At 66.5% G+C, this 26,873-nt stretch carries 32 protein-coding genes and 1 tRNA gene; 20 read left to right on the top strand and 13 right to left on the bottom strand.

The window, feature by feature from the left end; genetic code table 11:
• Positions 1-5: 5 nt before the first annotated feature.
• Positions 6-1,619, bottom strand: a complete 1,614-nt coding sequence (locus CPH63_RS10070; protein ID WP_096302843.1) for an amino acid permease — start codon at positions 1,617-1,619, stop codon at positions 6-8.
• Between the two features lie 306 nt (positions 1,620-1,925).
• Here CPH63_RS10070 and CPH63_RS10075 point away from each other — a divergent pair, with 306 nt between their 5' ends.
• Entirely contained in the window at positions 1,926-3,506 is a 1,581-nt protein-coding gene (locus CPH63_RS10075) for a Rieske 2Fe-2S domain-containing protein (RefSeq protein WP_096302844.1), read from the top strand.
• An 18-nt stretch (positions 3,507-3,524) separates the two neighbouring features.
• Here the strand turns inward: CPH63_RS10075 and CPH63_RS10080 are convergent, their stop codons facing one another.
• On the bottom strand, positions 3,525-4,160 hold the full coding sequence (locus CPH63_RS10080) for a LysE family translocator (RefSeq protein ID WP_197704654.1): 636 nt from the start codon (positions 4,158-4,160) through the stop codon (positions 3,525-3,527).
• A gap of 91 nt (positions 4,161-4,251) precedes the next feature.
• Here CPH63_RS10080 and CPH63_RS10085 point away from each other — a divergent pair, with 91 nt between their 5' ends.
• Positions 4,252-4,374 carry a ribosomal protein bL36 gene (locus tag CPH63_RS10085; RefSeq protein WP_096302845.1) on the top strand — a complete coding sequence of 41 codons (123 nt, stop codon included), beginning with the start codon at positions 4,252-4,254 and terminating at the stop codon, positions 4,372-4,374.
• 50 nt (positions 4,375-4,424) lie between these two features.
• On the opposite strand, the gene CPH63_RS10090 is transcribed toward CPH63_RS10085, so the two are convergent.
• A tRNA-Leu gene (locus CPH63_RS10090) sits at positions 4,425-4,498 on the bottom strand.
• A 47-nt stretch (positions 4,499-4,545) separates the two neighbouring features.
• Positions 4,546-5,010 carry a thioredoxin-dependent thiol peroxidase gene (gene bcp, locus CPH63_RS10095; protein WP_096302846.1) on the bottom strand — a complete coding sequence of 155 codons (465 nt, stop codon included), beginning with the start codon at positions 5,008-5,010 and terminating at the stop codon, positions 4,546-4,548.
• A gap of 73 nt (positions 5,011-5,083) precedes the next feature.
• Here bcp and CPH63_RS10100 point away from each other — a divergent pair, with 73 nt between their 5' ends.
• Positions 5,084-5,326: a DUF3618 domain-containing protein gene (locus tag CPH63_RS10100; protein WP_096302847.1), complete on the top strand. Its 243-nt coding sequence runs from the start codon at positions 5,084-5,086 to the stop codon at positions 5,324-5,326.
• Positions 5,323-6,174 carry a formyltetrahydrofolate deformylase gene (purU, locus tag CPH63_RS10105; protein WP_096302848.1) on the top strand — a complete coding sequence of 284 codons (852 nt, stop codon included), beginning with the start codon at positions 5,323-5,325 and terminating at the stop codon, positions 6,172-6,174. The genes CPH63_RS10100 and purU overlap by 4 nt, the downstream gene beginning before the upstream one ends.
• 32 nt (positions 6,175-6,206) lie before the next feature.
• Here purU and CPH63_RS10110 read toward each other — a convergent pair whose 3' ends face one another.
• From CPH63_RS10110 to CPH63_RS10120, 3 genes are read right to left on the bottom strand one after another with little or no spacing between them, the layout of a single operon-like run.
• A complete protein-coding gene (locus tag CPH63_RS10110; protein WP_096302849.1) occupies positions 6,207-7,031 on the bottom strand; it encodes a biotin-dependent carboxyltransferase family protein in 825 nt (274 codons plus the stop codon).
• Entirely contained in the window at positions 7,028-7,651 is a 624-nt protein-coding gene (locus tag CPH63_RS10115) for an allophanate hydrolase subunit 1 (protein ID WP_096302850.1), read from the bottom strand. The genes CPH63_RS10110 and CPH63_RS10115 overlap by 4 nt, the downstream gene beginning before the upstream one ends.
• Complete coding sequence (locus CPH63_RS10120) at positions 7,648-8,406, bottom strand: LamB/YcsF family protein (RefSeq protein WP_096302851.1); 759 nt, start codon at positions 8,404-8,406, stop codon at positions 7,648-7,650. The genes CPH63_RS10115 and CPH63_RS10120 overlap by 4 nt, the downstream gene beginning before the upstream one ends.
• 50 nt (positions 8,407-8,456) lie before the next feature.
• Here CPH63_RS10120 and CPH63_RS10125 point away from each other — a divergent pair, with 50 nt between their 5' ends.
• The 5 genes from CPH63_RS10125 to CPH63_RS10145 all read left to right on the top strand — a co-directional run bounded on the left by CPH63_RS10125 (position 8,457) and on the right by CPH63_RS10145 (position 13,549).
• Positions 8,457-9,173, top strand: a complete 717-nt coding sequence (locus tag CPH63_RS10125; protein WP_096302852.1) for a gamma-glutamyl-gamma-aminobutyrate hydrolase family protein — start codon at positions 8,457-8,459, stop codon at positions 9,171-9,173.
• Positions 9,170-9,892: a FadR/GntR family transcriptional regulator gene (locus CPH63_RS10130; protein WP_096302853.1), complete on the top strand. Its 723-nt coding sequence runs from the start codon at positions 9,170-9,172 to the stop codon at positions 9,890-9,892. Before CPH63_RS10125 ends, CPH63_RS10130 begins: the two co-directional genes overlap by 4 nt.
• A gap of 93 nt (positions 9,893-9,985) precedes the next feature.
• Positions 9,986-11,344 carry a glutamine synthetase family protein gene (locus CPH63_RS10135; protein WP_241895864.1) on the top strand — a complete coding sequence of 453 codons (1,359 nt, stop codon included), beginning with the start codon at positions 9,986-9,988 and terminating at the stop codon, positions 11,342-11,344.
• A 12-nt stretch (positions 11,345-11,356) separates the two neighbouring features.
• Positions 11,357-12,715 (top strand): aldehyde dehydrogenase family protein, encoded by a 1,359-nt coding sequence (locus CPH63_RS10140; RefSeq protein WP_096302854.1) that lies wholly within the window; start codon positions 11,357-11,359, stop codon positions 12,713-12,715.
• A gap of 66 nt (positions 12,716-12,781) precedes the next feature.
• Positions 12,782-13,549 carry a 3-oxoacyl-ACP reductase gene (locus tag CPH63_RS10145; RefSeq protein ID WP_096302855.1) on the top strand — a complete coding sequence of 256 codons (768 nt, stop codon included), beginning with the start codon at positions 12,782-12,784 and terminating at the stop codon, positions 13,547-13,549.
• 92 nt (positions 13,550-13,641) lie between these two features.
• Here the strand turns inward: CPH63_RS10145 and CPH63_RS10150 are convergent, their stop codons facing one another.
• Positions 13,642-14,094, bottom strand: coding sequence for a hypothetical protein (locus CPH63_RS10150; protein ID WP_096302856.1), 453 nt, complete (start codon positions 14,092-14,094; stop codon positions 13,642-13,644).
• 10 nt (positions 14,095-14,104) lie between these two features.
• A complete protein-coding gene (locus CPH63_RS10155) occupies positions 14,105-14,761 on the bottom strand; it encodes a LysE family translocator (RefSeq protein WP_096302857.1) in 657 nt (218 codons plus the stop codon).
• A 156-nt stretch (positions 14,762-14,917) separates the two neighbouring features.
• On the opposite strand from CPH63_RS10155, the gene CPH63_RS10160 reads away from it, so the two are divergent.
• From CPH63_RS10160 to efeB, 5 genes are all read left to right on the top strand, one after another.
• On the top strand, positions 14,918-15,352 hold the full coding sequence (locus CPH63_RS10160) for a DUF4440 domain-containing protein (protein ID WP_096302858.1): 435 nt from the start codon (positions 14,918-14,920) through the stop codon (positions 15,350-15,352).
• 23 nt (positions 15,353-15,375) lie between these two features.
• Positions 15,376-15,897: a GNAT family N-acetyltransferase gene (locus CPH63_RS10165; protein ID WP_096302859.1), complete on the top strand. Its 522-nt coding sequence runs from the start codon at positions 15,376-15,378 to the stop codon at positions 15,895-15,897.
• Positions 15,898-16,034: 137 nt separating this feature from the next.
• Positions 16,035-17,630: an iron uptake transporter permease EfeU gene (gene efeU, locus CPH63_RS10170; protein ID WP_096302860.1), complete on the top strand. Its 1,596-nt coding sequence runs from the start codon at positions 16,035-16,037 to the stop codon at positions 17,628-17,630.
• Between the two features lie 49 nt (positions 17,631-17,679).
• Positions 17,680-18,840, top strand: a complete 1,161-nt coding sequence (gene efeO, locus CPH63_RS10175) for an iron uptake system protein EfeO (protein ID WP_096302861.1) — start codon at positions 17,680-17,682, stop codon at positions 18,838-18,840.
• Positions 18,841-18,886: 46 nt separating this feature from the next.
• Entirely contained in the window at positions 18,887-20,173 is a 1,287-nt protein-coding gene (gene efeB, locus CPH63_RS10180) for an iron uptake transporter deferrochelatase/peroxidase subunit (RefSeq protein ID WP_096302862.1), read from the top strand.
• A gap of 17 nt (positions 20,174-20,190) precedes the next feature.
• On the opposite strand, the gene CPH63_RS10185 is transcribed toward efeB, so the two are convergent.
• On the bottom strand, positions 20,191-20,517 hold the full coding sequence (locus tag CPH63_RS10185) for an antibiotic biosynthesis monooxygenase (protein WP_096305062.1): 327 nt from the start codon (positions 20,515-20,517) through the stop codon (positions 20,191-20,193).
• A 128-nt stretch (positions 20,518-20,645) separates the two neighbouring features.
• Here CPH63_RS10185 and CPH63_RS10190 point away from each other — a divergent pair, with 128 nt between their 5' ends.
• Positions 20,646-21,866, top strand: a complete 1,221-nt coding sequence (locus CPH63_RS10190) for an acetyl-CoA C-acetyltransferase (protein ID WP_096302863.1) — start codon at positions 20,646-20,648, stop codon at positions 21,864-21,866.
• Between the two features lie 345 nt (positions 21,867-22,211).
• On the opposite strand, the gene CPH63_RS22215 is transcribed toward CPH63_RS10190, so the two are convergent.
• Entirely contained in the window at positions 22,212-22,349 is a 138-nt protein-coding gene (locus tag CPH63_RS22215) for a hypothetical protein (protein ID WP_157749434.1), read from the bottom strand.
• Between the two features lie 145 nt (positions 22,350-22,494).
• Here CPH63_RS22215 and CPH63_RS22220 point away from each other — a divergent pair, with 145 nt between their 5' ends.
• The 3 genes from CPH63_RS22220 (at position 22,495) to CPH63_RS10205 (ending at position 24,124) form a co-directional block, all read left to right on the top strand.
• Positions 22,495-22,995 (top strand): CAP domain-containing protein, encoded by a 501-nt coding sequence (locus CPH63_RS22220; protein WP_206745674.1) that lies wholly within the window; start codon positions 22,495-22,497, stop codon positions 22,993-22,995.
• A 403-nt stretch (positions 22,996-23,398) separates the two neighbouring features.
• The gene (locus tag CPH63_RS10200) at positions 23,399-23,620 is read left to right on the top strand and encodes a ribosomal protein L7/L12 (RefSeq protein ID WP_157749436.1); all 222 of its coding nucleotides are present in this window, start codon (positions 23,399-23,401) and stop codon (positions 23,618-23,620) included.
• Between the two features lie 198 nt (positions 23,621-23,818).
• Complete coding sequence (locus CPH63_RS10205) at positions 23,819-24,124, top strand: hypothetical protein (protein WP_096302866.1); 306 nt, start codon at positions 23,819-23,821, stop codon at positions 24,122-24,124.
• 29 nt (positions 24,125-24,153) lie between these two features.
• On the opposite strand, the gene CPH63_RS10210 is transcribed toward CPH63_RS10205, so the two are convergent.
• Both CPH63_RS10210 and CPH63_RS10215 read right to left on the bottom strand, forming a co-directional pair.
• Positions 24,154-24,669, bottom strand: a complete 516-nt coding sequence (locus tag CPH63_RS10210) for a hypothetical protein (RefSeq protein ID WP_096302867.1) — start codon at positions 24,667-24,669, stop codon at positions 24,154-24,156.
• Positions 24,670-24,712: 43 nt separating this feature from the next.
• On the bottom strand, positions 24,713-25,234 hold the full coding sequence (locus tag CPH63_RS10215) for a hypothetical protein (RefSeq protein ID WP_096302868.1): 522 nt from the start codon (positions 25,232-25,234) through the stop codon (positions 24,713-24,715).
• Positions 25,235-25,582: 348 nt separating this feature from the next.
• Between CPH63_RS10215 and CPH63_RS10220 the strand changes: the two genes are divergently transcribed.
• Together CPH63_RS10220 and CPH63_RS23670 are read left to right on the top strand one after the other, a co-directional pair.
• Positions 25,583-25,849 (top strand): hypothetical protein, encoded by a 267-nt coding sequence (locus CPH63_RS10220; RefSeq protein WP_096302869.1) that lies wholly within the window; start codon positions 25,583-25,585, stop codon positions 25,847-25,849.
• A complete protein-coding gene (locus CPH63_RS23670) occupies positions 25,846-26,730 on the top strand; it encodes a helix-turn-helix domain-containing protein (RefSeq protein WP_157749437.1) in 885 nt (294 codons plus the stop codon). Before CPH63_RS10220 ends, CPH63_RS23670 begins: the two co-directional genes overlap by 4 nt.
• The last annotated feature ends 143 nt before the right edge of the window (positions 26,731-26,873 follow it).

Consider the following 26,873-nt stretch of genomic DNA (forward strand, 5'->3'; position numbering starts at 1 on the left):
TCCGGCTAGTGTCCGCCGTGCTCCTCGAGGGCGATCTCGTCGGAGGCGGAGACGCCGGCCGGCAGGTCAACCGTGGTCTTCGGTCCGGTGAACCAGTGCTTCACCGACAGGTGCCAGTAGATCCAGAGCAGAATCAGCGCTCCGATCACGATGATCGGGGTGTAGTTGACGTACTTCCAGGCGAACCCGGGGCTCCAGGGGACACCGAGGGCGGAGGTCGGGAAGAGGGCCACCAGAGACGTCACGAGAATCTCGGCGACCGCGATCAGGCACATCCACTTGTACTTCGCGCCCAGCGTCCAGGCGCCGGCGACGAACTTGGAGCCGGCCTTCCAGCGCAGGAAGATGGGGATGGCAAAGGCCAGATAAAGCCCGACCACCCCGATCGAGACCACGGCGTAGAAGGCGATCGGCACGATGATCGGCGCGTCGGCCGTGCCGACGTTGACCTTCACCAGCGCCGGCAGGGTGATGATGACGGCGATGATGGCCGAGGCGATGACCCCGTGCACCGGAACCTTGTTCTTGTTCAGCTTCGACCAGTAGCGCGAGCCCGGCACCGCCCGGTCACGACTGAAGGCGTAGAGCATCCGGGTGGTGCTGGTCATGCAGGCGCAGGTGCAGAAGAACTGCCCGGCGGCCGAGATGAAGAGCACGGTGCCGGCCCAGCCCGAGGTGAGCGCCTGGTTGAAGATCGTGGCCACCGCGCCACCTCCGGCGGTGACACCGTCCTTGTCCTGCACCGCGAAGAGGAAGGCGAGCAGCAGGATCCAGCCTCCGATGGCCGAGTAGAAGATCGACTGCCAGATGCCGCGGGCCGCGGAGCCAGCGGCACTCTTCGTCTCCTCGGAGAGGTGGGCCGAGGCGTCATAGCCGGTGATCGTGTACTGGGTCAGGATCATCGAGATCGGCAGGACGCAGAGGATGAAGCCGATGCTCCCGGTCTCACCGCCGAAGAATCCGCTGTTGTTGACGGTGCCGGTGAAGACGGATTTGACGCTGGCGTGGTGCGCCCCCGGCTTCAGGGCGAAGATCAGGATCGCGACGACGGCCGCGGCGCCGAAGACGTGCCACCAGACGGAGATGTTGTTCAGCACGGCCAGCAGATGACTGGAGAAGATGTTCACCATCGCGGCCAGGGCCAGAACGATGATGAAGTAGACGAAGATCCGGTGCAGGTCACCCGCGGTGTAGCCACTGTCGAAGGTGCCGAGCGTGAGGTCGGTGAAGGTGGCGCAGCCGTAAGCCACCGAGGCGTCGATGGCCAGCAGACCGATCAGGTTGAGCCAGCCGGTGTAGAAGCCGGCCTTGGGGCCGCCGAGCTTCGAGGCCCACCAGTAGATACCGCCCGAGGTCGGGAAGGCCGAGACGAGTTCGGACATGCAGAGCCCGATGATCAGGATGAGGGTCGCGACGATCGGCCAGCCCCAGGCAATCGCCGCCGGGCCACCGTTGTTCCAACCCAGGCCGAAGCTGGTGAAACATCCGGCCAGGATCGAGATGATCGAGAAGGAGATGGCAAAGTTGGAGAAGCCGGACCAGGAACGGTTGAGCTCCTGCTTGTAGCCGAGTTCTGCGAGTCGACGCTCGTCCTCGCTAAGCTCGGTGACCTCGGTCATGAGATTTCCCCCGTCGTGTTCGGAAAGTGGCGGACCCGAATGAGTCAGCCCGGACCAGCCATGTGGCGCTGCGCAGCGGAGTGAAGGGTTAGGAGAGCGAACGATCGTGAGGCGATGTTAGACACCTCACCCATAAACGGTCTAGTACCCAAACCTTTAATCGGCGCGTCGTGCCGGTTCCGGCATGAACGCGACGTGGCTGTGCGCCCTTCGGACGCGGTGCCGCTACCGTTGGGTGGGGGTCGGACAGGCCCCGGCGGGGCGCACAGCCGTGCCGGCAGTTGAGTGAAGCGGAGCCAGTTTTCTATGCGAATCACCGGATTAGGTCATGCCAGCGCGTTGATCGAGACGCGTTTCGGCAGCATCCTCACCGATCCCTGGGTGAATCCGGCCTACTTCGGCTCCTGGTTTCCGTTCCCGGACAACTCCCAGCTGGATTGGGAGACGCTGGGCCAGGCGGACTACCTCTTCGTCTCGCATCTGCACCACGACCACTTCGACCCCGAGCACCTGCGTCGCTTCATCAGCAAGGACGCGACCGTGCTGCTGCCGGCCTTCCCGACGTCGGAGCTGGAGGATGCCCTGCGCGATCTGGGCTTCCACTCCTTCGTCAAGACGGTCTCGGAGGAGGTCGTCGAAGTCGACGGCCTGCAGATCATGATCCAGTCGCTCACCTCGCCGACCGACGGCCCGATCGGCGACTCGTCGCTCTGGGTCAGTGATGGCACCACCCGGCTGCTCAACCAGAACGACGCTCGACCCTCCAACCTCGACCGCTTTCTGGAGCTCGGCCCGGTCGACGCGTACTTGATCCAGTTCTCCGGCGCGATCTGGTTCCCGATGGTCTACGAGCTGCCGAAGCGAGCCAAAGAGGCGCTCGGCGCGACGAAGCGGGCCCGTCAGTTCGACCGGTCACTGCGCTACATCGAAGAGCTCGGAGCGAAGTACGTCTACCCGACGGCTGGACCACCCTGCTTCCTGGACGAGGAACTCTGGGGCTTCAACGACATCTTCGACGACGAGTCGAACATCTTCCCCGACCAGAGCGTCTACCTGCGATTCCTGCAGGAGAAGGGGCACGACGAGGGGCGGCTGCTGCTGCCCGGAAGCGTCACCAACGTCACCGAGGCGGGCGCGCCGGTGCACCACCCGATCAGCGACTCCGAGGTCGAGGCGCTCTTTGCCGACAAGACGAGCTACCTGCGCGCCATGCAGGCCCGGCGGATGCCTGAGGTCGAGGCGCTGAAGAAGACCTGGGCCCACCCGGAGATCGACGTTCTCACCGCGTTGCAGGAGTGGTTCACCCCGCTGCTGGTCGAGGCCGACCAGATGGCCGCGGGCATCAACGGCGGAGTCCGGATCACCGCCGAGGACGCCGAGCGCGGTGACGTCGACCTGATCCTCGATTTCGAAACCCGCGAGGTGCGGGCCTACAACGAGGAGAAGGTGCGCTACCGCTTCCGCACCCGCCGGGCCTACCTGGAGCACCTGATCTTCGAGCACGAGATCGACTGGGTGAACAGCCTCTTCCTCTCCTGCCGCTTCTCGGCGCTGCGCATCGGGCCGTACAACGAATTCATCTACACGTTCTTCAAGTGCTTGTCGGAGGAGCGGCTCAACTACGCCGAGGGTTGGTTCGCCGAGAAGAACAACGACGACGAGACGATCGTGATGGACGGCTGGGAGATCCAGCGGCGCTGCCCACATCTCAAGGCCGATCTCACCCGCTTCGGGGAGATTGAGGACGGCGTGCTGACCTGCCAGATGCACGGCTGGAAGTGGCGCCTGGCCGACGGGAAGTGCCTGAGCTCAGTCGGCACCGAGCTGCGCAGTGCGCCGGTCGGCGAGGCGGCCACCGAGTCAGCCGGCGCGGCCGCCAGCAGTTAGGTCGCTGTCGCCGACCGGTCAGTGGTGGCGCTGCCCGGTGGCGGCGGCGAAGGCCCCGAGGCCAAGGTAGGCGAGGCCGCTCACGTAGCGCTGCCGCCGAAGGATGGCCGGCCGGCGCTGCAGCAGCCGTCCGATCGAGCCGGAGCTGAAGGCGAAGACCAGGTCGAAGCTGAGCCCGACGACGACGAAGATCGCGCCCAGTAGGAAGGTTTGGGCCGCCACCGGACCACGAGCCGGGTCGAGGAACTGCGGGAAGAACGCGACGAAGAAGAGGGCGACCTTCGGATTGGTGATCCCGACCAGGAAGGCCTCACGGGCCGAGCGGCGGGCGCTGGCCGGGGTCGAATCGAGCTGCCGCTCGATCTCGCCGCCACCGAGAATCGTCCGTAATCCTAGGTAGATTAAGTAAGCGGCGCCGGCGTAGCGGATCACCGAGAAGGCTATGGCCGATGATGCGAGGACCGCGCTGAACCCGAACGCGGTGGCCACCACGAAGACCGTGGTCGCGGCCTCGATGCCGAAGGCCGAGACGACGGCGGCCTGGCGACCGCTGCCGATACCGCGGGCCAGCAGGAAGAACATGTTCGGCCCCGGCAGCAGGATCAGCAGCACGGTGGCGCCGAGGAAGGAGAGCAGCACGGACGTGGTGGGCACGTCCGAGACGTTACTGCCTGCCCGCCGCGGCTGCTCGGAATAGCGGGATGGTGAAAATCGTTCTCAATAACGTCTAGAGAGGACGGTCATCGTGAAGGCACGTAACTCGTTGAAGGCATTGAAGGCCAAGGACGGATCGATCGTGGTTCGTCGCCGTGGTCGCTCGTTCGTGATCAACAAGCGCAACCCGCGCTGGAACGCCCGGCAGGGCTAACCAGAGCGAACTGCCCGGCAGGCGGGTCAGCCTCGCCGGGCAGAATTCTGTGGGGCCGGAGGGACTCGAACCCTCACTGGTACGGACCTAAACCGTATGCCTCTGCCAATTGGGCTACGGCCCCAAACCGTGCAACAGCCTAGCGTGACTCAGCCCGGGGCGGGTCAGAACTCAGACCGACAGGTCGCGCCGCAGTTTCGCGACGTGACCGGTTGCCTTGACGTTGTACTGAGCCGTCTCGATCTTGCCCGCCTCGTCGACGACGAAGGTGGAGCGGATCACGCCGACGACGGTCTTGCCGTACATGGTCTTCTCGCCGAACGCCCCGTACGCCTTCAGCACCTCGCGGTCGGGGTCGCTCAGCAGCGGGAAGGTGAGCGCCTCGGCGTCGCGGAACTTGGCCAGCTTGGCTGGCTTGTCGGGCGAGATGCCGAGCACCGCGAACCCGGCGTCATTGAGTTCAGCGAGGTTGTCGCGGAAGTCGCAGGCCTGTTTGGTGCAGCCGGGGGTCGAGGCCGCCGGGTAGAAGTAGACGACGACCTTGCGGCCGCGGTAGTCGTCGAGCGAGACGTTCTGGCCGTCGGCGTCGGGCAGGGTGAAGTCCGGGGCTGAGTCCCCAGGGGCTAGGCGGGTCATGGCTCTCACGCTATCCGGTGGGCACCGACTAGGCTTGAGCGACCCGAACCAGTGAGACGAAGGGAAGTTAGACGTGCCTCGTACGGCCGAACAGATCCAGCAGGAGATCGAGCAGGCTCGGGTATCGCTCGCGACCACCGTCGACGAGCTAGCTGAGCGGGCCAACCCGAAGCACATCGCCGATGATGCCAAGAACGCACTGCTGGCCCGGGCCCAGAGCCCACAGGGCAAGGCGGTCATCGGCGGGGTGAGCGTGTTGATCGTGGTCTATTTCGCGCGAAACCTGCGCAAGGCCAAGCGCAACCGGAATCGGTGACCAGCGCAGTTCTGCTGCTCTCCTGTCCTGATCAGCGTGGACTGGTGGCTGCGGTCGCCGACTTCGTGCTCCGCCACGGCGGCAACGTCGTACACGCCGAACAGCACGTCGACCGGGAGGCCGGCGTCTTCTTCCAGCGGGTCGAGTTCGATCTTGATGGCGGTGATCTGGCCCGCGACGAGGTCGCCCCGGCCTTCGCCGAGGTGGCTCGGCGTTTCCAGATGAACGTCGCGGTGCGCTTCACCGACGAGCGCCCGCGGATCGCGCTGCTGGCCTCCAAACAGCCGCACTGCCTGGCCGACCTGCTGGCCCGCTGGCGTGCCGACGAGCTTCCGGCCGAGGTCGTCGCGGTCATCAGCAACCACGAGGACCATGCGGCCCTCGCTCACTTCAGCGGAGCGCCGTTCCACTATCTTCCGGTGACGCCACCGACCAAAGCGCAGCAGGAGCGTCAGATCCTGCAGGTGCTGGCCGAGGCTGATGTCGAGCTGGTCGTGCTGGCCCGCTACATGCAGGTGCTCGGCCCGCCGCTGCTCGACGCCTACCCGGCGAGAATCATCAATATTCACCACTCATTCCTACCGGCCTTCGTCGGCGCCCGCCCGTATCACCAGGCCCAGACCCGCGGTGTGAAGATCATCGGTGCGACCGCCCACTACGCGAGTGCCGATCTCGACGAGGGGCCGATCATCGCCCAGGACGTGGAGGCGGTCTCGCACCGCGACTCGGTGAGTGACCTGGTGCGCAAGGGGCGTGATCTGGAGACGGTGGTACTGGCCCGGGCCGTTCGCGCTCATCTGGAGCACCGCACGCTGGTCTTCGGCAACAAGACGATCGTCTTCGGCTGAGGCGGCGTCTCCGCTCCAGCCGGGCGGACGGCTCAGAATCGGAAGCGGAGAGTGTCACCCGGACGCAGCTGCCCACAGTGCGGCAGGTCGGCGGAGTGCACCACGGCGATCACCGGATAGCCGCCGGTCACGGGTGCGTCAGCTCCGAGCAGGATCGGATTGCCGCTGGGGGGAACCTGCAGCGCTCCGGGCAGGGTCGCCTCACTCGGCAGTTCGCCGGGCACCGAGCGGTCCAGCGGCGGCCCGTCGAGGCGGACGCCGACCCGACTGGAGTCGCTACGAACTCGCCAGTCGGTCGCGGTGAGCAACCTCAGCGCGTCGGCGCTGAACCAGTCGTCCCGGGGGCCGGGGACCACGCGCAGCCGGGGCGGGGCCACCGCGGCCAGGGCCAGGGCACCGTCGATCCCGCCCTGCACCTGCGTGCCGACCGGCAGCAGGTCACCCGGTTGCAGCACCGGCGGTCCGATCCCGCTGAGGGTGTCGGTGCTGCGGGAACCGAGAACCGGCGGCACGTCGAGGCCACCGCGAACCGCGAGATACGTGCGCAGTCCGGAGGTTGGCCGGCCCAGCCGCAGTTCAGTCCCGGCCGGAAGCGAGAGCGCGACGTGATGGTCGACGCCGCCGCAGTCGGCACCGGCCAGCGCGATGCTCACCGCCGATTCGCAGCGCACTACCAGTCCGCCGAGAGTCACCTCGATCGCCGCCGCTGACGGCACGTTCCCGACCAGCCGATTGGCTAGTTGCAGGGATGCGCTGTCGGCGGCCCCACTCGTGCTGACGCCGAGGTGGGCGTAGCCGAAGCGGCCGAGGTCTTGAATCGTCGCCAGCGGACCGGGGTGCAGCACCCGTAGCGTCATATCGCCTCGAACCGAACGGTGTCGCCAGGACTCAGCAACGCCGGCGAGTTCGCGGCGAGATCCCAGAGCGTCTCGGTCGTGGAGCCGAGCAGCAACCAGCCGCCGGGCGAGGAGCGCGGGTACACCGCGCTGTACTCGGCGGCGATGGCCACCGACCCGGCCGGCACGGAGGTGCGCGGCGTGGCCAGTCGGGGCAGCTGCAGCTGCCTCGGTAGGCCGCTGAGGTAGGCGAAGCCCGGGGCGAAGCCGCAGAACGCGACGCGGTACACCGCGCCGCTATGGCGCTTCACCACCTCGGCCGGGCTCAGCGCGGTCTGCCGGCCGATGCTCTGCAGGTCGGCGCCGTCGTAGCGCACCGCGATGCGATGGCTCCGGCCGCGGGCGGCCGGAGGGGGAGTGGTCTCATCGAAGTCACCCAGCGCCGCGCGTACCGCGGCCGGCGTACCCGCCTCGCCGGCTACGTCGGCGGCCAACCGGAGCAGGACGCTGCGGGCCGCCGGGACCACCTCGATCACGCCGGGAAGCCGGCCGACGAACTCGGCCAGGGGCAGCACCGCCTCTGGGTTCGTCACCTCGATCAGCAGCGCTCGGTCGCCGTAGCGCAGCAGCCGTAGCGTCATCGGGCGAAGCTCGCCACCTCGACACCGGCCGCCTCGAGCCCGGCCCGCAGTGCTCGGGCCAGTGAGACCGCGCCTGGGGTGTCGCCGTGCAGGCAGAGAGACGCCGCGTTGACCTCGATCTGCGTTCCATCGACGGCGGTGACGCGCTGCTCGGTGGCGATCCGCACCCCGCGGGCCACCACCTCGGCCTCGTCGTCGATCACCGCGCCGGGTTCGCCTCGCGGCACCAGCTGTCCTGACGGTAGGTAGGCCCGATCGGCGAAGGCCTCGGCGACGAAACGAACGCCACGCAGCAGCGCGGCCCGCGCCAGTTCCGAATCGGGGAGGCCGAGCAGCGGCAGTTGGCCGCCGAGCTGGACGGCCGCATCCACGATTGCCGCGGCCTGCGCCGGGTCGACGGCAGCGGTGTTGTAGAGCGCGCCATGCGGCTTCAAGTAGCGCACCCGAGTGCCGGCGGCGGACGCGAAGGCCTGCAGTGCCCCGGCCTGGTAGACGATCTCAGCGGTCAGGTCGGCCGGGGCGATATCGATGTGCCGGCGCCCGAACCCGATGAGGTCGCGGTAGCCCACCTGTGCCCCGATCGTGACCCCGGCCTGGGCCGCGGCCAGGCAGACGCGTTGCATGGTCGGCGGGTCACCGGCGTGGAATCCGCAGGCGACGTTGGCGCTGCTCAACTGCGGAAGCAGGCCCAGGTCATCGCCCAGCGCCCAGACCCCGAAGCCCTCGCCGAGGTCGGCATTCAGATCGATGGCCATACCGGCAACGGTAAATGATCAGACGATCACGCAGCCGTAGACTCCGAAAAATGAGCGCCCCTCGCATCGCCGTCAGCACCTATGGCGAGGTGGCGAACTGGGGTGTCTGGCGCGAGGAGGCCGCGGTGCTGCACGCCAGCTACGTCTGCGCGGTACGGGCGGCGGGCGCGGTGCCGCTGCTGCTACCGCCCGGCGGCGACGAGGGTGAAGCGGCGTCGGTGTTGGAGATCGTCGACGGGCTGCTGCTCACCGGTGGGGCCGACATCGACCCGCAGTGCTACGACGCGCCCCGGCATCCGAAGACCGGACCGCCCCGCCCGGATCGGGATGTCTTCGAGCTGGCCCTGGCCCGCCGCGCCCTCGTGCTGGGGCGTCCCATCCTCGCCATCTGCCGAGGATTGCAGGTGCTCAACGTGGCCCTCGGTGGAACGCTGACCCAACACCTGCCCGAGGTGGTCGGGCACGACGAGCACTGCGCGGTCGCCGGGGTTGTCGGAAATCATCCTGTGCATTTCCGGTCCGGGAGCCGGGTTGCTGAGATGATGGGCGGGCACACCGAGGTGTCGGCGTATCACCATCAAGCAGTGGACCGGCTCGGGGACGGTCTCATGGCGGTTGGCTGGGCCGACGACGGCGTTGTCGAAGCAGTCGAGCTGGAGGGGGGTGGCTGGGTGATCGGTGTTCAATGGCACCCCGAGGTTGATCGGCGGGGCACGCTCTTCTCCAGCTTCGTAAAGGCTTGTAGTGACGTCCGGAGCGTCGCATGACCAGCCTCGAATCGCTCTGGGCCGACTCGGTCTACTCGCCCGTGCCGATCCGCAATGCCTTTGAGGTGACCGTCGAACGGCTGGCTCGGGCCATCAAACTGGGCGTCCTCAGTGAGGGCGACCGGCTGCCTCCGGAGCGCGAGCTGGCCCTCACCCTCGGCGTGAGCCGGGTGACCCTGCGCGAGGCGATCAAGGCGCTACGCGACGCCGGCATGGTCGAGTCCACCCGGGGTCGGGGTGGCGGCACGTTCGTGGTCGCGCACAAGTCGGTGACGCCCCGTGGTGTCGAGCAGCTCGACGAGTCGATGCGTACCGCGATCGACGATGCCCTGGACATGCGCCGGGTCATCGAACCGGGGGCGGCCGCTCTGGCCGCCACCCGCAAACTCATCGACGTCGACGTGGCCACCCTGCAGCGGTGCCTGGCCGCCGCGGCCGATCACGAACCGGGCAGCCGGCGGCTGGCCGACTCGCGGCTGCACATGGCCATCGCCGCGGCCGCCGGCAGTCAGACGCTGGTGGCCGCGGTGGCCGACGTACAACTTCGCCTGGACCGATTGCTGCGGGCGATCCCGGTGCTGGACGTGAACATCGCCCACTCCGACGAGCAGCATGCCGCGATCGTCTCCGCCATCGTCAACGGGGAACCGGACTGTGCCCGGACGTATATGGAGGAGCACGTCGACGCCACCGCCGCGCTGCTTCGCGGCTTGCTCTAGCCCGCCCATCGGCCGTCGGCTCCTTCCGCAGTACCGCTCGAAAAGGTATGTTGGTAACACCTTCGCGTACGCAAGCGACAGAGAGGATTTGCCGTGTCGCCTGCACCGCTGTCACTCGAGGAACTCCGCGTCAATGTCGCCAACGGCAGCATCGACACGGTGGTGGTCGCGATTGTCGACATGCAGGGGCGGCTGCAGGGTAAGCGCTTCGACGCCAACTACTTCCTCAACATCGTCGTCGAACATGGCACCGAGGGGTGCAATTACCTGCTCGCCGTGGACATCGACATGAACACCGTCGACGGCTACGAGATGTCGAGCTGGTCGGCGGGCTACAGCGACTTCGCGATGACCCCCGACCTGCAGACGCTGCGGCACATCAGCTGGCAGCCGGGCACCGCGCTGGTGCTGGCCGACGTCGCCTGGCACGACGCGTCACCGGTCACGCCGTCGCCGCGTCAGATCCTGCGCCGGCAGCTCGACCGGCTGGCCGAGCGCGGGTGGCTGGCCTACGTCGGCACCGAGCTCGAGTTCATCCTCTTCGACGAGACGTACGAGACGGCCTTCGAGAAGCGTTACCAGGGACTGCGGCCGGCCAACCAGTACAACGTCGACTACTCGGTGCTGGGGACGTCGCGGGTGGAGCCGCTGCTGCGCGCGATCCGGCTCGGCATGCGTGACGCCGGGATGACGGTGGAGTCGGCCAAGGGGGAGTGCAACCTCGGCCAGCACGAGATCGCGTTCATGTTCACCGATGCGCTGACCACCTGCGACAACCATGTGATCTACAAGAACGGCGCCAAGGAGATCGCGGCGCAGCACGGCAAATCCCTTACTTTCATGGCGAAGTACGACGAGCGCGAGGGGAACTCCTGCCACATTCACCTGTCGCTGCGCGCGCCCGACGGGCAGCCGCTCTTCGCCGGCGAGCGGGACGGTGGAGTGTCGCCGCTCTTCGAGCAGTTCCTGGCCGGTCAGCTGGCGGCACTTCGTGAACTCACCCTCTTCTTCGCCCCGAACGTCAACTCCTACAAGCGATACGCCCCCGGTTCATTCGCGCCGACCGCCGTGAAGTGGGGCCAGGACAACCGCACCTGCGCGCTGCGCGTCGTCGGCCACGGGGCGGCGCTGCGCTTCGAGAACCGAGTTCCGGGCGGGGACGCCAATCCATATCTGGCGGTCGCCGCGATGATCGCCGCCGGCCTGCACGGCATCGACAACGGGCTGGAGCTAGAGCCCGCCTTCGTCGGAAACGCCTACGAATCAGACGCCGAGCAGGTGCCGGCCACGCTCGCTGAGGCGGCGACCCTCTTCGGTGGCAGCGCGGTCGCCCGGGCCGCCTTCGGTGACGACGTGGTCGAGCACTACCTCAACAACGCCCGGATCGAGGTCGCGGCCTTCAACTCAGCGATCACCGATTGGGAACGCGTGCGCGGTTTCGAGCGGATGTAGGAGGAGAACGCCATCAACTACGACGTCATCAACCCGGCCAACGAAGAGATCGTCACCTCAGTCGAACTGCTGGAGGTGGAGGCGGTCGACGAGGCGATCTCCCGCTCTCGTAAGGCCTTTCTCAGCTGGCGCGAGGTGAGCCCGGGCGACCGCGCCCGGCTGCTGCGCCGCTTCGCCGACGCGGTCGACGCCGACCTGGAGAACCTGGCGCAGTTGGAGGTGCGCAACGCCGGGCACACCATCGGTAACGCCCGCTGGGAGGCGGGCAATGCCCGCGACGTCATCGCCTACTACTCCGGTGCCCCGGAGCGGCTCATCGGCCAGCAGATCCCGGTGGCCGACGGGCTGAATATCACCATCCACGAGCCGCTCGGGGTCGTCGGCATCATCGTCCCGTGGAATTTCCCGATGCCGATCGCCGCCTGGGGTTTCGCGCCCGCGCTGGCCGCCGGCAATACGGTCGTCCTCAAACCGGCCGAGTACACCCCGCTGACTGCATTGCGGCTGGCCGAGTTGGCACTGCAGGCCGGCATTCCCGAGGACGTGTTCCAGGTGCTCCCCGGGAAGGGGAGCGTGGTCGGGCAGCGTTTCGTCGATCATCCAGGGGTGGCCAAGATCGTCTTCACCGGCTCGACTGAGGTCGGTCGCGGGGTGCTGGCCGGTGCCGCCGCCCAGCTGAAACCGGTGACTCTGGAGCTCGGCGGGAAGAGCGCAAACATCATCTTCGCCGACGCCGATCTGGAGGCGGCCGCCGCCGGCGCGCCCTACGCGGTATTCGACAACGCCGGGCAGGACTGCTGCGCCCGCTCCCGCATCCTCGTCGAGCGCAGTGCCTTCGACCGCTTCATGACGCTCTTCGAGTCGGCGGTGCGGGGGGTCGTGGTCGGCGCGCCCGAGGATGAGAAGACCGAGATGGGGCCGCTCATCAGCGCCGTGCAGCGAGATCGGGTTGCCGGTTTCGTCCCGGAGGACGCCCCGATCGCCTTCCGGGGCGACGCGCCGCAGGGGGCCGGGTTCTGGTTTCCACCCACTGTGCTGACGCCGTCCGATCCGGCCGACCGGCTGCTGCATGAGGAGATCTTCGGCCCGGTCGTGACCGTCGTACCCTTCGCCGACGAGGCGGACGCGGTGCGGATCGCCAACGACAGCCAGTTCGGGCTGAGCGGGTCGATCTGGACCTCGAACACCGGAAAGGCCATCCGGGTCAGCCGGGGTGTCGAGGCCGGGAATCTCAGCGTCAACTCCAACTCCTCGGTGCGGTACTGGACTCCCTTCGGCGGCTACAAGTCCTCCGGCCTCGGACGCGAACTCGGCCCGGACGCGCCGCTGGCCTTCACCGAGACCAAGAACATCTTCATCTCCAACCGGTAGCTCACCCCACTACTCGCCGTCCAGCCCCGTCGGACCGTCTGTTGCACGAATATAAGGAGAATCCGCATGACTGATCGTCTCGCCGGCAAGGTCGCCGTGATCACCGGGGCCGGGAGCGGCATCGGCCTGGCCACCGCCGTTCGCTTCGCCGCGGAGGGCGCGAAGGTCGTCTGTGCGGATATCGACGCCGTCGCCGGTAAGGCTGCGGCCGAGCAGGTCGGCGGCACGTTCGTCCTGGTTGATGTGACCGATGAGGAGCAGGTGAAGGCACTCTTCCAGAGCGCGGTCGACACCTACGGCGGGTTGCACATCGCCTTCAACAACGCGGGGATCTCTCCGCCCGAGGACGACTCGATCCTGACCACCGGGTTGGAGGCCTGGCGGCGCGTCCAGGAAGTGAACCTGACCAGCGTCTACCTCTGCAGCAAGTACGCGATCGAGCACATGCGCGCCGGTGGCGGTGGGTCGATCATCAACACCGCGTCTTTTGTTGCCGTTATGGGTTCGGCGACCTCTCAGATCTCCTATACCGCCAGCAAGGGCGGGGTGCTGGCGATGAGCCGTGAGCTGGCCGTCGAGTTCGCCCGCGAGGGCATCCGGGTGAACGCCCTCTGTCCGGGACCGGTCAACACACCGCTGCTGCAGGAACTCTTCGCCAAGGACCCGGAGCGAGCCGCGCGGCGCCTGGTGCACATCCCGATGGGCCGCTTCGGCGAGGCCTCGGAGATCGCGGCGGCGGTGGCCTTCCTGGCCAGTGACGACGCCTCCTTCGTCACCGCGACCACCTTCATGGTGGACGGCGGAATCAGCAGCGCGTACACCACGCCGCTCTAGCCCGAACCCGGGCGATCGGCTGCGCGTGGGGAGTCGAATTCCCGGAATCCGGGCGGGAAACTCCCCAATTTGATGGTCGGTGGCCGGCCCGCTCAGGAGTGAGGTAGCTGGCAGAGGTCGCGACCGTTGGGGCAGAGGTAGTAGTCGACGTTCGGCTGTAGCTGCTGACGGGCGTCGATTCGGTAGGTGATGCCGGCGCTGCCCGGCTTCAAGGTGACGATGTAGGGCACTCCGAGCGCCCAGCCGCCGTCGTAGCCGGTGAAGGCGTCGTTCTCGCCGGCGGTGTATCCGCGGTTGAATGAGTCGGCGACCGGCTGCCGCGACGATGCCGGCACCTCGCTGCCGACCTGGCTGGCGCGACCTTCCTGGATGCCCTCTTGGATGCCCTGCAGCTGCCCGGCCTTCACCCCGGCCGTGTAGCCGTTCTGGTACCCCGCCTTGTCGCTCGTCGCCGGGTGGTCGCCGGCAGAGACCCGTCCTACAAGCAGCAGCCCTAACGCGGCCACCAGCAGGATCCCGATCCGGAGTGCACTTCTGGTGGACATCTGCGCCTCCTCAGCGTGTTGCGGCTGCCGTCCGTAGTCCCAGTGCGACCAGTACGGCCCCCGAGATCCGATCCATGCTCCGGCGGAATCCGGCCGAGCTGAACGTGCGCCGCGACAGCTGCACCACCAGTGTCCACGTCAGCAGCCAGCTCGTGGCGACGGCGATGTGGGCCAGGCCGAGCAGGAGCGTCTGGGGGAGCAGCGGGGAGCCGGCATGCAGGAACTGCGGGGCGATGGTCAAGTAGACAGCAGCGGCCTTCGGGTTCAGCACATTGCCCAGGAAACCCTGCAGAAAGTCGCCGCGACCCTGCCAGGGCAGCCGAGTGGCCGCCCCGGGGCCGTCTTCGTCGCCCGGCTGGGAGGTCTCGACGCGGCGACGCGGACGGGCTCGCCAGAGCGACCGCAGCCCGAGCGCGACCAGGTAACCGGCCCCGGCCAGCTTCACCACGGTGAAAGCCTCCGAGGACTGCATGACCAGCGCCGAGAGGCCGAGACCGGCCAGCGTCGCGTGACAGATCAACCCGCAGCTGGTCCCGAGAATGACCGAGATACCGGCCCCGGCGCCGCGAGTGAGCACCCGCTGCGTGACCAGCGTGAAACTGACCCCTGGGGTGAGGCAGATCGGCAGGACGGCGAGGCCGAAGGCGAGCATCCGCCAGAGCGTCATATCCGGTTCACCTGCCCAATCAGTGCCCCGACCTTAGCCGGATGGTGGCGGCGGCTCAATCTACTGTTCGCCGATCCTCTGGTCGTCGATCCGTAGGCCACCGCCGAGGATCGTCGAGACTGGAAATCCGGCCGCGATCGGAGCAGGCTGCCAGCTATGAGCTCGGTTGACGTGCAGGCCGTCGTCGAATGCGAATTGGCGCTGCTCTCGCTCTCGGTCCGGCGAACCCAGCGGCTGGTCGACGAGCTCCTCGACCCGGATTTTCAGGAGATCGGCGCCTCCGGCCGGCTCTGGAACCGGGCCGATATCAGCGCCGCGCTGGCCGCGGAGGGCAGCGACCAAACTCCGCACAGCGGTCACGGCGGCGTGATCGAGGCGAGCGAGATGACCAGCCGGGTGCTGGCCGCTGACCTGGTGCTGCTGACCTACGTCTCGCTGCGGCACGGCCGCCCGCCACGCCGAGCCCGGCGAACCTCGCTCTGGCGGCTCAGCCCCGAGGGCTCCTGGCGGTTGCTGCACCATCAGGGCACGCTGCTGGCCGATGAGCTGGCCGAACCGGGCCTGCCCTTCGGTGGTAGCTCACCGCTCTAGGCCTGGCTAATACACTCAGCCGAATGGCAACCGTTCGTCTCCGCCCGATCGAATTCGACGACCTCGACGGCCTCTCCGCTGAGGGGCCGGAGGAGGACCCGTTCGGGTTCTTCGGATTCCGGGCCGCCAACACGATGCAGCGCCGTTTCAACGCCGACGGGTTCATCACCGACAACCTCGGATCCCTGGCCGTCATCACCCCGGACGGGGAATTGGCCGGAACCGTCGGGTGGTTCGCCCTGCAGCACGGCCCGGCCGTCTCCGCCCGGGCGTTCAATGTCGGAATCCACATCCTCGCCGGCCAGCGCGGCCGGGGTTACGGCACCGCGGCCCAGGACGAGATCGCCAAGTACCTCTTCGCCAACACGCTGGTGGAGCGACTCGAGGCATCGACGGACGTCGAGAACATCGCCGAGCAGCGAGCCCTGGCGAAGGCCGGCTACCAGCGGGAGGGGCTGCTGCGGCACGCCCAGTTCCGGGCCGGCGGGTGGCACGACCTGGTGATCTACAGCCGGCTGCGCGGCGATCCGCAGGTCAGGGCGTAGACGTGTCCCACGGGACGGAATTCACAGGATGAGATACGCCGCCATTAGGGTAGCCTTACCGTCGTAAGGACACCCTAACGCGACTCTCATCGACGGCCTGTGGCTTTCTGCGGCCGTCCAGGAAAGGCTCCGACGGCATGCTGCCCACCTTCGTGATCGGCTTACGCGAGGGGCTCGAGGCGGCGCTCATCGTCGGCATCGTCGCCGCATTCCTGCGGCAGCGTGAACGCCGCGATCTGCTGCGCTGGGTCTGGATCGGAGTCCTCGCGGCCACCCTCCTCTGCATTGCCGGGGGCGTCGCGCTGCGGGTCTTCTCGCAGAACCTGCCGCAGCGTCAGCAGGAGGGGCTGGAGACGGTCATCGGACTGGTCGCCGTCGCGATGGTCACCTACATGGTCGTCTGGATGCGTCGGAACTCGCGGTCGCTGAAGGGGCAGCTCGAGGGGGCGGCCGCCGAGGCGCTGGCTGAGGGATCGGGCTGGGCGCTGGTCGTGATGGCGTTCCTGGCCGTGCTGCGCGAAGGCTTCGAGACCTCGGTCTTCCTGCTCGCGGCGTACAACGAAAGCGACAACGGGGCCACCGCCACCACCGGGGCCGTTCTCGGCATCGCGGTCGCGGTGGCCATCGGCTACGGCATCTACCGCGGCGGCGTGAAGCTCAACCTCTCCCGGTTCTTCCGGATCACCGGTGTGATGCTGGTGCTGGTCAGCGCCGGCCTGGTGGTCAGTGCCCTGCACACCGCGCACGAGGCGGGCTGGCTCAATTTCGGCCAGCATCAGGTGCTTGATCTCAGTGCGCTCGTCACGCCGGGGACTGTGCAGGAGTCGCTGCTCACCGGGATGCTCGGCATTCAGGCCCGACCCGTCTTCATCGAGCTGACCGGCTGGCTGCTGTACGTCATCCCGGTCGGCATCTACGTGGGGTGGCCGCCCGGCCGGGCATTGAGCAACCGGATCGTCGTGCGCATCAGCGCCGGTATCGCAGCTGTCGCCGCAGTCGCCGCGCTACTGCTGGTCGTACTCGCCCCCGCGAAGCCGGCCTTCGCGCAGCGGTCAGCCGGCGCGCAGCAGTCGGCCCCGGGCGCGGCTGGTGGTCAGAATTCGGCGTCGTTGGGCAGTCCGGGTCAGCCGCAGAGCCCATACACCGCGGTGGTCGGCAGCGGCGCCGATGCTCATCGACTCAGCGGCAACGTGCAGCTGGTTGGCCCGGACAGTCATGAAAGCATGCCGGTCGAGGTCTACCAGGGCCGGGTTGCCGTGTTGCCCGCCGCCGGGCGGCCGAGCAGCCTCAGTTACGCCGAGATCGCCAAGCTCAACGGCGGTTCACTGCCCTTCGGGGTGCGGGCCAAGGCGGGCGAAGTCGCGGTGAACTACGCGGACACGGCCGAGTTGACGCTCTGGGTCGAGCCGCACACCGGGCAGGTGATCGATGCGCAGGTACAGCAGAAGACTGTGATCACGCCGTCCTTCTCCGTCGGTGTGGCGCAGTTGGCTCCGCAGACCACCACGACGCGCTGGCCCTCGGTCGTCACGGTCGCGCAGGCCGATCAGGCCCGACAGGCGGTGAGTGATCTCAATACCCGCCGGCTGCTGCTGCAGGTCGCGGCCAGCCTGGCCGTGGTGGCGGTGGTGGGGACGCTGGTTGCACTCTGGTTCGCCTTTGTCCGTCGCCGGCCCACGTCGGCCGCCCCGTCGAGTGTGACCAATCCCAAACCGGAGCTGGTTCGAAGTTAGGTTAGGCTCTCCTAATTAACCTCGACCGCTTCTCTAGGAGTTCTGCACGATGACGCACCGCTTCACGCGCCCGGCCCTCGCCCTGCTGGCCCTCAGTACGCTCGCCGGCCTCAGCGCCTGCTCCAGCGACACCAAGACGGCGGCCAGTACCGCGTCCGCCGGTGACCCGCATGTCGCCAACGTGACGATCACCAGCGCGAAGTGCGTCGCCGATCGCGACAGCTACGCCGCAGGCCCGATCACCTTCAACGTCTCCAACAAGGACGCCACCGGCATCACCGAGTTCGAGGTGCTCAAGGACGAGCTCATCGTCGGTGAGAAGGAGAACCTGCCGCCCGGTTTCAACGGCAGCATCTCAGTGAAGCTCGACGCCGGTGACTACGAGATGTACTGCCCCGGCGCGACCACCCCTAAGGTCCCGCTGAAGGTGACCGGCACCGCCGCCGCAGCCGCGACCGGCACAACCCACGACCTGTTGATCCAGGGCACCAAGGACTACGCCGACTACGTGGACGCGCAGACCACTCTGCTGGTCGACAACACCACGCCATTCGTGGCCTCGCTCTCAGGTACCGACCTGGCTGCCGCGCAACTGGCCTACATCAAGGCTCGGCCGTACTACGAGAAGATCGAGCCGGTCGCCGAGAAGTTCCCCGACCTGGACGCGGCAATCGACGCCCGCCCCGACACCGGGCAGACGATCACCGACCTCACCGGCTTCCACCGCATCGAGTACGGCCTCTTCGCGAAGAAGTCGCTGGCCGGTCTGGCCCCGATCGGCGCCCAGCTCATCACGGACGTGAAGAAACTGCAGACGACGGCCAAGACCCTCACCTACCAGCCGGCTGATCTGGCCAACGGAGCGTCCGCGCTGCTGGAGGAGGTCTCGAGCACCAAGCTCACCGGCGAGGAGGAGAACTACTCGCACATCGATCTGCTCGACATGCAGGCGAACATAGAGGGATCCGAGCAGCTCTTCGCCACTCTCAAGCCCGGTCTGAACAAGATCGACCCGGAGCTGGCCAGCACGATCAGCACGCAGTTCGCGGCACTCGACAAGTTGGTGGACACCTTCCGCAGCACCACCGACCCATCGGGATTCCGTCCGTGGAACACTCTCACCGACGCTGAGATCAAGCAGCTGCAGGCCGCCGTACTCGCGGTGCACGACCCGCTGTCGACCGTGGCGGCTAAGGTCGTCAACGCCTAACCGGCTACAAGCCGGCCAGCAGGCACATCCATAGAAACAAGGACGAATGACAGACGAGCAGCAGCAGCCGGGAAATCCTCACCACGCAAGTCGGCGAGGATTTCTCGGCGCCGCTGCCGCCGGCGCCGGAGTGCTGGTCGCCGGCGGCGCAGTCGGTTACGGCGTCGGGCGCGCGTCAGCCGACACGCCAAATGAGTCGGGTCCGGCCTCGGCAAATGTCAGCATTCCGTTCTACGGTCCGCGGCAGGCCGGAATCTCCACTCCGGCCCAGGATCGGCTCGCCTTCGCGGCCTTCGACGTCACCACCACAGACGTGCTGAAACTGCAGGCGATGCTCGGCACCTGGGCCGCCGCCGCCTCCCGGATGGTGCTGGGTGAGTTGATCGGCCCGACCGAGACCGCGCCGCAGGCTCCGCCGGTCGACACCGGGGAGGCGCTCGGCCTGGGACCGGCCAAGCTCACGATCACCGTCGGCTTCGGACCCTCGCTCTTCGACGGCCGTTTCGGGCTGGCCGGCAAGCGCCCGGCGGCCCTGGCCGACATCCCCGGCTTCCGTGGCGACCAGATCAACCCCGACATCAGCAACGGCGACATCTGTGTTCAGGCCTGCTCGGACGATCCGCAGGTGGCGTTCCACGTGATCCGCAACTTCGCCCGCCTGGCCCGCGGAGCGGCGGTGATTCGCTGGTCGCAGTTGGGCTTCGGCCGCACCTCTTCGACGTCGACCTCGCAGCAGACGCCCCGCAATCTCATGGGTTTCAAGGATGGTACGAACAACATCAAGGCTGAGGACGAGGCTGAGATGAACAGCTTCGTCTGGGTCGGTGACGAGACTGATCAGTCCTGGATGAAGGGCGGAAGTTACGTCGTTTCCCGTCGCATCCGGATGCTGATCGAGACCTGGGACAGCGACTACATCGCCGATCAGGAGAGCATCTTCGGCCGTACGAAAGACTCCGGAGCGCCGCTCACCGGCAAGGACGAGTTCGACAAGGTCGACCTGGCGGCCAAGGACTCCAAGGGTGACCCGGTCATTGCGGCCGATTCGCACATCCGCCTGGCCGCGCCCGCGACCAACGGCGGGCTGAAGATCCTGCGCCGCGGGTACTCCTATACCGACGGCATCGACCAGCAGTCGGGCCTGCTCGATGCGGGCCTGTTCTTCCTGGCCTATCAGAGAGATCCACGCAAGCAGTTCGTCCCGATTCAGCGTCGGCTGGGTCAGTCCGACGGGCTCAACGAATACATCCGGCACACCAGCAGCGGCGTCTTCGCCGTGCCGCCGGGCCTCAGTGGGCCCGGCGACTGGTTCGGTAAAGCGCTGTTCCAGTAGCTGGCTCCGCGGTCGAGCTACTTGGCTGAGCCGCCGGAGATCACGTAGGACCAGAGTTCGCTGCTGACTCCGACGTGCGGCGGGGCCTCGCCGCCGGCCCGCTCGCTGGCCGAACGGTGGCCGTGCCCGAATGAGGCCGAATTCAGCCAGGCCTGGAACGACTCCTCGTCCCGCCAACGGGTTACCACCAGCCAGGTGGTCCGCTCATCGGTGGGCTGCAGGAGCTCAAAACCCTCGAATCCGTCCTGATCGTCGACGGCGCCGGCGCGGGCGGCGAAGCGCTTGGCCAACTCGTCGCCGCTGTCGGCCGGAACGGTGATCGCGTTTATCTTTATGATGGTCACGCCTCCATCCTGCCAGCCGTCGATGAGTTGCCACACACGGCCTGACCCGGCTCGGGCAGGGTGTCCTAACATCAGATTGCGGGCTACATCCGTGCCGCTATCCGCCGGACCAGGAATGAGCAGACCCAATGACAGAAGCCGTAATCGTTTCCACCGCGCGATCGCCGATCGGTCGTGCCGTCAAGGGGTCGCTCGCCTCGATGCGCCCCGACGATCTCGCCGTCCAGATGGTGCGCGCGGCGCTGGACAAGGTCCCCTCCCTCGATCCTCGCGAGATCGACGACCTGATGGTCGGCTGCGGCCAGCCGGCCGGAGAGGGCGGCTTTAACATCGGCCGCACGATCGCCGTCGGCCTCGGTTATGACTTCCTGCCCGGCACCGTCGTCAATCGGTACTGCTCCTCGTCGCTGCAGACGTCGCGAATGGCCTTTCACGCGATCAAGGCGGGGGAGGGCGAGGTCTTCATCTCAGCCGGCGTCGAGACCGTCTCGCGGTTCGCGATCGGCAGCGCTGACGGCTGGCCGGGCAGCCAGAACCCCATCTACGCCGAAGCCGGCGAGCGCACCGAGAAGGTCGCGGCGAATGGGGCGTCGGAGTGGCATGATCCGCGCGAGGACGGCCTGCTCCCGGACGTCTACATCAGCATGGGGCAGACCGCTGAGAACGTGGCGCTGCTGAAGAACGTGAGCCGGGAAGACATGGACCACTTCGGTGTCCGGTCGCAGAACCTGGCCGAGAAGGCCAACGAGAGCGGCTTCTGGGCTCGCGACATCACGCCGGTGACGCTGCCGGACGGCACCGTGGTGAGCAAGGACGACGGCCCGCGCGCGGGCGTCACCTACGAGGCGGTGGCCGGGCTCAAGCCCGTCTTCCGCCCGGATGGCCGCATCACAGCCGGTAACTGCTGTCCGCTCAACGACGGGGCCGCTGCGCTGGTCATCATGAGCGACACCAAAGCCGCACAACTCGGGCTGACGCCACTGGCCCGTATCGTCGCCACCGGGGTCTCGGGTCTCTCCCCGGAGATCATGGGGCTCGGCCCGGTTGAGGCGTCCAAGCGGGCGCTGGCCCGGGCGGGTATGTCGGTGGCCGACATCGACCTCGTGGAGATCAACGAGGCGTTCGCCGCCCAGGTGCTGCCGTCGCAGCGCGAGCTCGGCATCGACATGGACCGACTGAACGTCAACGGTGGCGCGATCGCCGTAGGACACCCGTTCGGCATGACTGGAGCTCGCATCACGGCGACCCTGATCAACTCCCTGCAGACGCATGACAAGCAGTTCGGCCTGGAGACCATGTGCGTCGGCGGCGGTCAGGGTATGGCCATGATCATCGAGCGCCTGAGCTGATCCTGGCGACTAATTGAATTAGCAATTCCAACGAGCAGAGGATTGACCGGTAATGGTCACTCCTCTGCTCGTTGCATTACCACACACAAACTTTACGTGATTACCAGGATGCACTGTGTTGCTAAGGCTGTTATCGTATTAATACATCTGTCGGGGATGCCAACGCTGGGGATTACCAGAAGGTCTCCTCATGCGGTCTTTGGCCCAATACTGCAGAGCACATATCCTCATCGTCTCAATAGTCGCTCTCGCCGCTGGAACGGTCGGCATGGTCAGCGCGGCGAATGCGTTCGGCGACGCCTCTGACGATCGAGCGCCGGTCACCCTGCCGGTTCCCCCCACTCCTCACTTCGTCGGTACTCCGGCCTCGCTGCGGCTTATGCGACTAGCCATGCCGACTCCGGTCGCCCCGTTGCCCTCATCCTCGCCGTCGGCGCGTCCGACGACGCAGGCCCCGAGGCTTACGTCGGGCCCGAGTGCCAAGCCAGCTCCGACTGCCAAGCCGGATGCGGCGCCGAGTTGGCCGTCTTCCAGCTCTGAGCGCTCCGCAACTCACCGCGCGTCACAGCCATCGACTCGTGTCCCGTCGAAGTCGAAGGTCACGCCCAAAGCCGCGCCTAAGGCGACGGTGAAGCCAAAGGCCAAGGCGGCTCCTCGGCCCGCGGTGAAGCCCGCGGTGAAGCCTGTGGTGAAGGCCAGTTCCCTCCCGGTCAGCTCGTCGATCGCCTACTCGGTGCTCTCGCGGCTCAACGCGGATCGGGCGAAGTACGGTGCCCCGGCGCTGCACATGAGCGGCTCGCTGGTCGCTGCGGCCCACAACCACAATCTGGCCATGGCGTCGGCCAACGTCATGGCCCACCAGGTGTCGGGCGAGGCGGGTCTATCCAGCCGGCTGGCGCGAGTCGGCTACGGGTGGAGTGCCTGCGCCGAGAACATCGGTTGGAGCACCAACCTGTCGACTTCGGGCGCGCTGGGCCTGGATGGGCAGATGATGGCCGAGGTGGCGCCAAATGACGGTCACCGGGTGAACATTCTCAGCACGAAGTACACCCAGGTCGGCATCGATGTCGTCCTCGATTCGGCTACTGGCAAATTGTGGCTCACAGAAGATTTCGGCCAGCCGGGCTAGCGCTGGGGCAAGCTCAGAGCGCGACTGAAATCAACAACGCCGACCCCAGGCGAGTTGCCCGGGGTCGGCGTTGTTGTCTTGGTGCCCCGTGAGGGACTTGACTGGTGTGTTCTGTTAAGTCGCTGTTTGTGAGAAGATCCGCCGGTGCAACTGCGATCAGCCCTCAACCCTCGAAACTGGGATTGGTTCGGACTGCTCATTGGCTTTTTGATCGTGCAGTGCGGGCAGTGGCTGACCGGCTCCCCAGACTCCGGTCACGGATGGTGGTGGGTTGGTTTCCTGGTGGCTTGGTACAACTTGAGGAGTGACTACCGCAAAGGCAAGGCCGCCAAGGCCGCCAAGGCCGCCAAGGCCGCCGAGCCGATCGAGGCGCCGCAGTGGCCGTCAGGGGGGGCACCTGGTCTTGCTCCTCGACGTCGGCGCTCGCTCCCAGAACATCCCGCTGATCAAGGAAGTGCGGTCGGTCACCGGATTGGCCCTGAAACCCGCTTACCACTTGGTTAGGGACGTGCCGAGCACGGTCATAGCCGAGATCGACGAGGCAAGCGCGACTCAGATTGCCGCGCAGCTGGCACAGCATGGCGCGCGAGTCGAGATCAAGATCGCAAGCGCGATCGAGGAGTGAAGCTGGTGCGCCGTCAGGGACTTGAACCCCGAACCCGCTGAGTAGGGGCAGGAGCATAAGCCAGGATCACGCTGAGCCAGATTGACCAGCAAAAACAAGGAACAGTGCCAGCAGAGATAATTCGCAAACATCGCCGTTCATGCTCAATTTTCGGTATTCTTTCGGTACCGAGCTGACCCCAACGAAGGGGAGTTTCACGTGATCGCTGAGTACCAATACGGGACCGCAACTGTCCGACTCGACGCCGATGCAGAGGATGGCGTGCTCTTGATGCCGGACCCTGGCGCTGATGTGGCCGACCCGATGCCGCTCATGGAGACCTTGGCAGACGGCACCGTTGCGAGGGTCGGCGCTGGGAGCATCCAAGAGCAGGACTGGAACGAAGCCGTCGGAGCGCTCTACGCTGCTGGCTACGGGCTGGCGTTCGACGGTGAGTCAATCGGCACGGTGGACGGCATGGCTGCCTACGCGATTGCGCCGCTCGACACGTGCGAGCTGTACTAGACGACTCTGGCCTGGCCGCCGCTGCTCACTCAATGGGCGGCAACTGGGTGAAGCTGCGCCAGACGACCCATCAGAGCGCCCAGTTGCTCGACGGACGCTCTGATATCCGTCCTGAGTTGCGCCAGCTGATCAGGTGACCACTTGCTCATGCGGGGAGGACCAGAGCGCTTCTGGAGAGCCGTCTGCGGCAAGCCGTCAGGGTTCTCGCCAGCGGGAAACCAGAAGCCATGAACGACTTCGTTGCGTTGATCCATGAGCTTGTTGGCGCGTTCAAACGTGGTCCGCATCGCTGGATACGGCGTCACGTCGCCTCCAGTCGCTCGGACGAGCCGTTCCCGTGTCTCGATCAGCTTCAGCGAAGACTGATAGACGAACGACCACGACTGGCCGGTAGTCACGGCTGACCCGACCTGGCTCGCAAGTAGTGCGTACATCGCGCCAGCAGCGACGAATTCGAGTCGCGAGGCTTCAATGACGACGCGCCCGACGAGTAGCGCGACGCCGTCCCAGAGTTCGTCACTCGTGCCGTGCGGTCCCTGTGTCACCGCGTAATGGTGTCACCGACCGCACGCTGACACGCTGCGACACTCACGGTTGGCGCGCTGCTCGCTGGCGAGCTGTTCGAAGGCGTGTCTTTACCGTGTCCTTCGATATGTCGCCGCCGATGGCCCGCACAAGTTCGTTGATCGGCTCGGTGCTGACCGCGTCAAGTATCTCGAAGATCCGCAGAAGTCCTGCGTAGTACACGTCAGGGGCCTCGCGTGGCGTCCTTGGCAACTCGCTCGCAAGGGTCTTGATGGTTGCTCGAAACTTCGCCTCCGACTCGGTCTCGCCTACCTGGCCGATTAGCGCACCGGCAATCGGAACCAAGTTGCGCATTACTCCAGCAGTGATGCCGCGCTTCAGCGCCTCTGGTGTCAGCTCGGATGTTGGTCGAATGATGACTTCCTTCGGTCCCTGCGCGGGGGCGTCGTCGCTGGCCGAGCCCCACCATCGGACGCAGACCTCCCAACCCTCCTCGGACACGTCCGAGTTTTCGATTGCCCAGTCGGGCTGCGGTTTGAGTCCCTGAGTCCATGCCGGACTGTTCTTCGAATGCGAGATCGCCATGTCTCGATCATTGCATGAGACTCTATGGTGTGCAAGAGGTGGGTGTTAATGCAACCTAGGGCTATCATGTGATAGGGTTGTTTCATCGAGATACCACAGGGGTCACGAGGAAAAACAGGAGGCATCATCAGTGGGCAACAACAGGGACGGCTCGAAGATTGGGCCAGTAGGGGACAGTGATCGGCTTCTGGAGCCGGTCGAAGTAGCAGACCTCGTCAAGTGCTCGGTAGGGCACCTGGCGAACCTGCGGTGCGCAGGAGCTGGACCGCGATGGGTTCGGTTTGGGAGCTTGCCGAGGTACTGGAAGTCAGACGTAGTCGCATACCTGACCGAAGGCGAGGTCGCCGCGTGAGCTGGGAGAAGGTGAACGGTGGCGCGCCACGTTGGCGAACCGTGCCCAGTGCGCCGCAGGTAACGCTTGACCTGGAAGAGCTTGGCCTGCTCCCCAACGGCACGGTGCTCGAAGTCGATACTGGTCCATTCCGCGTCAGCGTCGCCAAGGTGGCGAGCGCGTCGGGGCAGCGCTTTCAGGTCCACTCTCGGAACCTGTCGGCCGAGGCGCTGGCTGGACTGCCGGTGCGCAAGCGTGAGCGCGTGCCCGTGGTGGAGGTATGACAGGCACTAGCGCGCTGGCCGTACCGGCAACGGACGAAGACTGGGGCAGCCCAGCGTCCGTGGGGTCTGGGTCCAGCGGTGGCGCGAAGTCGAGCGTCGGGGGTAAGTCGCCACCGTTCAAGCTGAAATGGATACAGGACGCAGCGAAGGCCGACCTTGGACAGCGCCTGTTTGCCGTCGCGGTGGCGATGGCTAGCTATGCGGACGGCGACGGTACGGGCATCCGTCCTAGTCAGCAGACCATCGCGGACGGCATCGGCGTAAGTGAGCGACAGGTGAGAGGCGCGCTTCGTGACCTCGAAGCCAGAGGCGTGCTCGTGATGGTTTGCGAAGCGCCTCGGAGCTCGCGGCGGTGCAACGAGTACCGGCTGGGGGTACTGCCAGCGTCGGTGATCGAAGCGAAGCGCAAGGAGCGGGAGCGGAAGCGGAAGGTAGCTGTACCGGCAAATGCCGACACTTCCATACCGGCAGAAAACGACGCGCTCGTACCGGCAAATGCCGACGCTTCCGTACCGGCAGATCGTGACATTTCCATACCGGCAGAAAGCGACACGCTCGTACCGGCAGATCGTGACACGTCGAATGGTCGAAATCTGCCGACTACTACATCAGGGACTACATCAGGTTCTACTACATCAACTTTGACTACATCCCTTCCTACTACACCAGAGGGGACTACGTCCCCCATGACTACATCACCTACTACTACGGCTAGTTCGAGCGACGGCTACCGAAGCGCCAAGGAGCGTGAACTCCTGGCCGAGGCAGAGACGCTCGAAGCGATGGGCTGGAAGACGCAAGCGAGCGACCTTCGAGCGCAAGCTGCGGTCCTGAAAGTCGAACGCCTGGAGCGACGCGCCAGAGTTCCAGGCTTCGACTGACCATCGCCATAGGAACCAGGCGTTCTTCGCTGTGCGTACAACGTAGAGCGCTTGGTGGGGGGCGAAGCCCCCACAGCCATAGGAACCAGGCGTTCTTCGCCGCTGCGGGCTCGGCTTCGCCTTCGCCCTACGCGGCGGCAACG

The sequence above is a fragment of the Jatrophihabitans sp. GAS493 genome (genome assembly GCF_900230215.1).
In the GTDB taxonomy this organism is placed as follows: Bacteria; Actinomycetota; Actinomycetes; order Mycobacteriales; family Jatrophihabitantaceae; genus MT45.